This is a genomic window from Shewanella sp. 4t3-1-2LB (assembly GCF_017368415.1).
GTDB lineage: Bacteria > Pseudomonadota > Gammaproteobacteria > Enterobacterales > Shewanellaceae > Shewanella > Shewanella fodinae.
The window spans coordinates 1-7,591 of record NZ_JAFNJD010000074.1; the positions used below are offsets into that span (position 1 = coordinate 1).

At 44.6% G+C, this 7,591-nt stretch carries 8 protein-coding genes and 1 rRNA gene; 5 read left to right on the forward strand and 4 right to left on the reverse strand.

The window, feature by feature from the left end; all coding sequences use genetic code 11:
- Positions 1–106: 106 nt before the first annotated feature.
- Entirely contained in the window at positions 107–544 is a 438-nt protein-coding gene (locus J3L11_RS18155; RefSeq protein WP_207571897.1) for a hypothetical protein, read from the forward strand.
- Between the two features lie 51 nt (positions 545–595).
- On the opposite strand, the gene nadE is transcribed toward J3L11_RS18155, so the two are convergent.
- Positions 596–1,426 (reverse strand): ammonia-dependent NAD(+) synthetase, encoded by an 831-nt coding sequence (nadE, locus tag J3L11_RS18160; protein WP_207571898.1) that lies wholly within the window; start codon positions 1,424–1,426, stop codon positions 596–598.
- Between the two features lie 465 nt (positions 1,427–1,891).
- Between nadE and J3L11_RS18165 the strand changes: the two genes are divergently transcribed.
- The 4 genes from J3L11_RS18165 (at position 1,892) to J3L11_RS18180 (ending at position 5,916) form a co-directional block, all read left to right on the forward strand.
- Positions 1,892–2,566 carry a response regulator gene (locus tag J3L11_RS18165; protein ID WP_133039064.1) on the forward strand — a complete coding sequence of 225 codons (675 nt, stop codon included), beginning with the start codon at positions 1,892–1,894 and terminating at the stop codon, positions 2,564–2,566.
- The gene (locus J3L11_RS18170; protein WP_189616025.1) at positions 2,557–3,906 is read left to right on the forward strand and encodes a sensor histidine kinase; all 1,350 of its coding nucleotides are present in this window, start codon (positions 2,557–2,559) and stop codon (positions 3,904–3,906) included. Before J3L11_RS18165 ends, J3L11_RS18170 begins: the two co-directional genes overlap by 10 nt.
- A gap of 315 nt (positions 3,907–4,221) precedes the next feature.
- Positions 4,222–5,484 (forward strand): DUF3391 domain-containing protein, encoded by a 1,263-nt coding sequence (locus J3L11_RS18175; protein ID WP_207571899.1) that lies wholly within the window; start codon positions 4,222–4,224, stop codon positions 5,482–5,484.
- A gap of 120 nt (positions 5,485–5,604) precedes the next feature.
- The gene (locus J3L11_RS18180; RefSeq protein ID WP_207571900.1) at positions 5,605–5,916 is read left to right on the forward strand and encodes a DUF3135 domain-containing protein; all 312 of its coding nucleotides are present in this window, start codon (positions 5,605–5,607) and stop codon (positions 5,914–5,916) included.
- Here J3L11_RS18180 and corA read toward each other — a convergent pair whose 3' ends face one another.
- The 3 genes from corA to rrf all read right to left on the reverse strand — a co-directional run.
- On the reverse strand, positions 5,917–6,864 hold the full coding sequence (gene corA / locus J3L11_RS18185; RefSeq protein ID WP_133039143.1) for a magnesium/cobalt transporter CorA: 948 nt from the start codon (positions 6,862–6,864) through the stop codon (positions 5,917–5,919).
- Between the two features lie 105 nt (positions 6,865–6,969).
- Positions 6,970–7,329 (reverse strand): hypothetical protein, encoded by a 360-nt coding sequence (locus J3L11_RS18190; protein ID WP_207571901.1) that lies wholly within the window; start codon positions 7,327–7,329, stop codon positions 6,970–6,972.
- A gap of 159 nt (positions 7,330–7,488) precedes the next feature.
- Positions 7,489–7,591: ribosomal RNA gene (gene rrf, locus J3L11_RS18195) — 5S ribosomal RNA — on the reverse strand; the annotation flags it as partial.

The following is a 7,591-nucleotide window of genomic DNA, read 5'->3' on the forward strand; positions in this document are numbered from 1 at the left end:
TGAACACCGATTCTGGAAATGATGGTCAAAGTGTTCAGATTGAAATCAGTATGGGTGTTCACGTTCAATCAGTAGAGGTGTTCACGTTCCGTCAGAATGAGTGTTCATGATCGGCCGGAATACGCAAGCGCAACATCTGATTTATTTACCACATTCACCTGTCATCCCAACCCACTGGAGTTGGCAGCAAACTGATGCAGCAGAGGCTCTTATCAGTGCTAATAGCAATCACTGGCGCAAAATTATGGTGATTGCGGCAAAAATTTTTAGCCCTGATGAAAATTGGCGTAGTTATCTACAAGCCAAGTTGTTTTGGGAGTTGTGTTTGTATACGGAGCCAAGTAAACAACTACCTGTCGAAGGTATTCAACTTATCTGTGGTAAAGCCGCAGGAGAAATGCTAAAAATCAATGCTCATGATGCGATTCCACTGCTGTCTGAGCCCAAGCTGCAGCGGCTAAATGAAAAGACCTGGTTGGTCCCCTACCTTGATTATCGCCAGTTTCCTAATCGCATGATCGCTTTATTAAGACTGGCAATTTGAAACATTTAAAATGAATAAATGCCATCTATTAAGATGGCATTTTCAGAGGAATTAATCATAGATAGTGGGGATAGGACGACGCTTGTGCTGAGTAGCCTTATAGATATTGATAACACGTTCCTCCACTTCAGGGGCAACGTCTTTACCTTCAAGAAAGTCATCAATCTGTTCGTATGTCAGTCCCAAAGCCACTTCATCTTCCAACCCTGGACGGTTAGACTCCAGATCCGCAGTAGGAGTTTTATTAACTAACGACTCTGGGGCACCCAAAAATGATGCCAACTGCCTCACCTGACGTTTATTCAAGCCAAACAATGGTGCAATGTCACAGGCACCATCACCCCACTTAGTGTAAAAACCTGTGACATTCTCAGCGCTATGATCGGTGCCAACCACCAACCCGCCCACAATACCCGCGACTTCATATTGCGCAATCATACGCATCCGAGCTTTGACATTGCCTTTAACAAAATCGACTTTGGCATCATCTGGCTCCAAGATAGATGACGCTTCTAAGCCAGAAAGCACTTGTTGATGAATACCTTCAACGCCGTCATGAATATTTACTGTCACCTGATGCGTTGGCTTAATAAATGACAAGGCCAATTGCGCTTCATCTTCATCACGCTGTTCAAGATAAGGCAAACGCATTGCCACAAAACGATATTCTTCACTATTGCTTTCTTGATTAAGCGACTCAACCGCTAACTGACACAATCGTCCGGCAGTGGATGAGTCGACTCCGCCACTAATTCCCAGTACCAGCGCTTTACATTTTGCTTCTTTTAACTTGGCTTTAAGAAACGCCACTCGGCGATCTACTTCGAACCCAGGTTCAATCGTCTTAAGTACCTTCTCTTCTCGAATGATTTGTCCTTTCACAGTGGGCTCCGTCTCAACTTTATAGCAATTGAATTTCTGGCAGTAACTTGAAGAAGCTGCCTCCTGGACCATTTATTAATATGTTGTTTTACCTAGGTCCGCAGTCACAACGGGTTACAATACCACAAATTTACTCGTAGAAAAGTCATCAATATGCATGGTTACATGCTGAACTACTGCTACCGAGGCCACAACTGAGAGACTGGATTTACCTGTAGCTATCTGTTTTATAATAGCGGTTTTATCGATGTTCACTGCCAGCATAGGTACCGAGGTTAACATCTGTAAAACGCTGGGCTCAGTCTTTATGGAATATCTGATTCTGTTTATTGTATCGTACGGCATATCGAATGGCGGTAACTGTGTCAGCCTAGGTTAAGTAATTTTGCAGTACACTTGCAGCCCTGGACAAAATGTAGTGTTGCGCTTAACGCTGACAATTAAACCAAATTAAGGATGGACGATATGAGAATTCTGGTAGTTGAAGACGATCCTTTACTGTCTCATCATTTAAAAGTGCAACTGAGTGAATTGGGTAACCAAGTTCAGGTTGCGGGAACGGCTAAAGAGGGCTTCTACCAGGCCACCAATTATCCTATAGATGTCGCGATCATAGACTTAGGCTTACCCGATCAGGATGGCATATCTCTGATTAAGCATCTGCGCGAAGCCGAACTGAAAGCTCCGCTATTAATCCTTACTGCTCGTGTTAATTGGCAAGATAAGGTTGAAGGGCTGAATGCTGGCGCCGATGACTATTTAGTGAAACCATTCCAGAAAGAGGAACTAGTTGCACGTTTGGATGCGCTGGTGCGCCGCAGTGCGGGTTTTGTTAAACCAGTTATCCAAAGTGGGGAACTATCGTTGGATCTGGCCGCCAAGCAAGTCATGATGGGTGAGGAATTGATGGATATTACCGCCTTTGAATATCAAATACTGGAATATCTAATGCGTCATAATCACGAAGTGGTCGCTAAACAACGTTTACTGGATGTCATTTATGGTGATAAAGAGGGGGATCCAAATACCATAGAGGTGATGGTGAGCCGACTTCGTAAAAAACTGACCCGTGATGGTATTGAAAACCCCATTATTACCATTCGTGGTCAGGGCTATAAATTTAATCTTCCATGCAATTAAGACTCAAACCTAAAAAACGCCTGCTCACTCGTATGTTTTTGACATCGCTGTCAATTATTGCATTAGTGGGCTTTGGTCTGGCATGGATGGTCAATATATTACATGCCCAGAATAGTTATAACGAAGAAACGGCCCAACTAATCGCCGAGATCCCTCAAGTCGCAGCGGAACTGCGCGAGCATGATCTGATCCCAGACACCAGCGCTTGGCTTGAAGAAAACAACAAGCAGGAACGCTATGTCATGGCCTCCTGTGACAGTGAATTCAAGCAAGTGTGGACGTCCTCTCTGGCCGTAGACCGCGGTTTATTCGACATCTGTGAACGTTTTGACACCATTCGTAGTGGGGTCCCTCCCTACTATCTCAACATGGCCGATAAACGAGGTTATTTCGCGTATCTCTTATCGGTAGATATTGCAGGTGTTCACTACAACCTATTAGTGTTGAAAGATGCGGAAAAGATTGAACAAGAAGCCAGTAAATTTGCCAAGCGTACCTATATCCGGTTGGCGTTAGTATTAACGCTGGCCCTGCTGTTACTCATCAGCGCCGCATACTGGGGAATGCAGCCGTTAGTGCGCATGCGCTCAGAATTACAGGCGATAATCAAAGGCAAAAGCAAATCTCTGTCTGCAGGGTATCCTGTAGAACTTGAGGGCGTAACTCAAGCCCTCAACCAGCTCTTACTGCAATCAAGCTCTCAACAACAGCGTTACCAGAACGCCATGAACGATTTGGCTCACAGTTTAAAAACCCGTCTCGCAGCGGTTCACGCCATTACCGATGATGCCACACTAGATCGCCAAGCCATCTGTGAAAGAATCATGGATCAGGTCAGTCAAATGGACTTACTGGTCAAATACCAGTTAAAGCGAGCCATGTTGGGCAGAAAGGGATTAAAGCAAGTACGAACGCCGGTTAAACCGTTGATAGATCAACTTTCTCAGATGTTATTTAAGGTGTATCAGGATAAAAAAGTGCGCTTTTCCGTGAATGTTTCCGACACATTGACATTTCCCGGCGACCACGGTGACTTGATGGAATTGTGCGGTAATTTGATGGAAAACGCATTTCGCCTTTGTATCAGCGAGGTACGGGTAAGTGCCAAAATGGACAAAAGTGGTTTTGAACTGTTAGTCGAAGATGACGGCCCCGGCGTTGAAGACAACTTGAAGCAGAGAATTATTGAGCGAGGTGTTCGAGCCGACACTCAATCACCGGGGCAAGGGATCGGACTAGCCGTGTGTAATGAGATTGTTAATAGCTATGGGGGGACGCTGAAGATCGAAGACTCCTCTTTGGAAGGTGCCTGTTTTCGTATTAACATTCCACTCAGTTAACGCTCATTATGCGAGATGATTGCTAACCAATACGCTTATTAGTGGCCAGTATTAGTTTTTGCGTTTTGAATGATTGCCCAAAATCCAACCACCGCAGCTATACTGGCACCAGTTTGGTAAAGTAGCATTAAAGATACTTGATCAAGACCTCGACAGATATTCGGCAAAACATGCCATAATTCACTCTTGAGCAGTTGGGTACACTGACGGATTACAGTTTACCCTTGCCTCTTTAATATACAGGCTATGACGTTAATTTCTTGTAATATAGCTACCATCCGAACATTTGACAGGTAACCAAACAGAAGTTGTCTTATGGGTAAAAGCCTCTTTGTGTCAGTCCAACAATTACAAGTTGGCAATTATGTAAGATTACCGGTGTCATGGAAGGATCACCCTTTTTTATTCAGTAGTTTCAAACTCAAACAGCAAGCGCAGATTGAGTTAATCAAGAAACTTGGCATTGACGCAGTATATGTAGATCTTGGACGCAGTGATACTGAACCACTAAATGACCAGCAAGCATCTGATGTTCAAGAGCATTCTGCAGAAGATCTTGAACAACTACATGGGCAGATGGAGCAGTATAAAAAAGAACGCATCGAAGTATTACAACGCATGCGCAGGGAGCTGCAAAAAACAGAAGAACACTTCTCTCGTTCTCTCGCACGCATGCGCAACCTGATTGGCAAGTTGCGCAACAGACCGCTGAACGCTGTACATGAAGCGAAAGAATTGGTGGCTGATATCACACAGGAATTACTGGCGTCAGATAATCTGGTATTGCATCTGATGTCAGATCAAGACAAAAGTGACGGTATCTATTTCCACTCATTAAACGTTGCAGTGTTGTCCATGTTGATCGCCAAAGAACTTGGTTGGGAGCGGGCAGATATTGAAGCTGTGGGACTGGGAGCGTTATTCCATGATATTGGCAAATTGAAGTTGCCAAGCCAGCTCATGCGCAAACAAGAGCCGTTGACAACACCGGAACAGAATCTATACAACCAACATCCTATCTTAGGCAACGATCTCCTGAAACTGGCAGAAGATTTTCCCACGGCATCAGCAGAGATTGTGACAAACCATCACGAACATCTCGATGGTAGCGGAACACCGAAAGGCCTAACGGCTGAACAATTAAGTAACCCTACTCAACTTGTTGCCGTGGTTAACTTTTATGATGCGCTTTGCCACCCTAGCCAGCAACAGCAAGCTAGAACACCTTATGCGGCATTAGGTTATCTTTATAAGCATTCCAAGGGTAAATACAATCAAGAATACATTGGAAAAATGATAAAAATGCTGGGCATATATCCGCCAGGCTCAGTGGTGGAGCTATCATCTGGCCAATTTGGTTTGGTGATGTCGGTAAATTTGGACAAGCTCTTATTGCCGAGGATCTTGGTATATGATCCCATGGTTCCTAAAGATCAGGCACCAATTATTGATCTTGAAGCTGAAGGATTAAGCATTGTGCGCTGTCTGCCGCCAGCCGCGCTGGCCGAGAACATCTATAAATACCTGAACCCAAGAGAACGGATCAGTTACTACTTTGGCAGTGAAAGTAAAGGCTAATACATGTTCCTTAAAGTGATGATCTAACCTTTTGCCATAATCTGAACTAATCTTGTCTTGAGAGGACCCGCTAGCACTTAGCGGGTCGTTGCCATGGAAGGTATAACTTGGAGAGGCAGGATGACAGAACTACCAGACTTCGATACATTGATGTGGCTGGCACAACACCAGCCGGAAAAACTTGACCGACTGCAACAAACACTCAGCAATGAACTCATTGCGGAGTCCGATAGCAATCAAGAACAACTGCGAACAATCAACACCCACTTGCGACAACGATTAGCACGATGCAATAATCCCTACCATCGTTGTATCATCACGATCCGCATGATGCGCAACAAGTTTTCGGCATTAGCCACTGTTCTAGAAAATCCGGAAAGTTACCGAAACCAAAAAGCTGAAATCATCCCACTCAGACGAAAATCGGTCTGATCACAGCCAACCTTTGCGCCGGAAAAACAGATAAGTACCGGCGGCACTGGCCAACATCATCATAATCGCCATCGGATAGCCCACATACCAGTCCAGCTCTGGCATATGTTTAAAGTTCATTCCGTAACTACTGGCTATAACGGTAGGCGGCAAGAACACCACGGCGGCAACCGAGAAGATTTTAATGATTTTGTTCTGTTGTAAACCACTAAAGCCCATCGCGGCATCCAGCAAGAAATTTAACTTATCGAAAATGAACTGGCTGTGTGGCATCAGGGATTCAATATCCGACAACATTTCGCGCATGTCTTTGAGTTCGTCCTCACTCAGTTCACGGCGATAGTATTTCTGCATGTAGCGTAACGAACGCTGGGTATCCAGCAAACTCAAACGGATTTTGCCATTAGAATCTTCCTGTAAGGTGATCATCTTGAAGACATCATCCAATTCGGCACTTTCAAACACCTGCTCACTGACATTTTCCAAAACTGTATATACGTCTTCGATAAGGTCAGAAAGATATTCAACTTTAAGATTAAATAGCTCCAGAAAAAGGCTTTGAGGAGTCACAACCTCAATCCGGCCTAACCGCAGGTAGTTGCGCAGTAAACGGATCAAGCCGACATCCTCTTCGCGGATGGTCAGCAGAAAACTATTTCGCAGGTTAAAGGAAACGTTCACACCACGAACATCTTGCCCCACCCTCTGTGGAAATAACGAGTTAATATGCAATCCGTCGCTGTTTTGATAGAAACGCGCAGACGCTTCAATTTCGTTGATGTCTTCCTCGTCAGGGACTTCTTCAACAGAAAAACGTGCTAGCCAATCTCGCTCATCGTCATCTGGTCGAAACAGATCAAGCCAAAGCGTGTCTTCTGGAATACTCTCCTCAGGTGAAAGCTCTACTATTTTTAGCTGTTGATGCTGGTAGATATAGGCGGTGATCATCATGCCCTCCTGAAGAACTTGCCTGCCGAACACACACTTCGGCAAAAAATGCAGCTAGTTTACCTGATAACAAATCAATGAACAGTATCATCTGAGCAGACTGCTTTACTTATCATCAATCACTAAACGCTCATCGCGCGACAAACGGATCCTTAGCCCATCGACTGTAATTAACTCATTGGCAGAAATATCTTTTTTTCTCACTTGATAAACATCTCTACGGGCTTCTGTCGGCGACACCAGCGTCACGTTTACTACAGTGTAACCATCGAACCATTGCCATGCCATGAATCCACCGCCAAGCAATGCTAATGCGATGAGCACAAATGAAAACAAGTAATTACGGATCTTACTGTCTGAATGCTTATGGTACACCCTTTCATTGACATTTATATGGCGTTTGGCTGCCAGCATCCGCCAAGCGAATACGACCACAAGAACCGTTAGCAGAAGTTTGGTCAGCATTTTGAAATCCAGTTATTCCATTTACCAACTAAGCCATTTTACAAAATTAACAATGATAACAGTGCGCTATTAAACACAAAAGATAAGGCTCAGGCAAAAAAGTTAACGGTGAAAAGCAAAAAGGCCACCGATGAAGGTGGCCTTTTTGTGGTATTAGGCGCTTGGCGATGACCTACTCTCACATGGGGAGACCCCACACTACCATCGGCGCGATTGTGTTTCACTTCTGAGTTCGGGATGGAGTCAGGTGGTACCACAATGC

Bases quoted from the DNA above. Each gene is read 5' to 3' on its own strand.
- J3L11_RS18190 (WP_207571901.1), bottom strand. From the start codon at position 7,329: ATGCTGACCAAACTTCTGCTAACGGTTCTTGTGGTCGTATTCGCTTGG.
- J3L11_RS18165 (WP_133039064.1), top strand. From the start codon at position 1,892: ATGAGAATTCTGGTAGTTGAAGACGATCCTTTACTGTCTCATCATTTA.
- J3L11_RS18170 (WP_189616025.1), top strand. From the start codon at position 2,557: ATGCAATTAAGACTCAAACCTAAAAAACGCCTGCTCACTCGTATGTTT.
- J3L11_RS18175 (WP_207571899.1), top strand. From the start codon at position 4,222: ATGGGTAAAAGCCTCTTTGTGTCAGTCCAACAATTACAAGTTGGCAAT.
- corA (WP_133039143.1), bottom strand. From the start codon at position 6,864: ATGATCACCGCCTATATCTACCAGCATCAACAGCTAAAAATAGTAGAG.
- J3L11_RS18180 (WP_207571900.1), top strand. From the start codon at position 5,605: ATGACAGAACTACCAGACTTCGATACATTGATGTGGCTGGCACAACAC.
- J3L11_RS18155 (WP_207571897.1), top strand. From the start codon at position 107: ATGATCGGCCGGAATACGCAAGCGCAACATCTGATTTATTTACCACAT.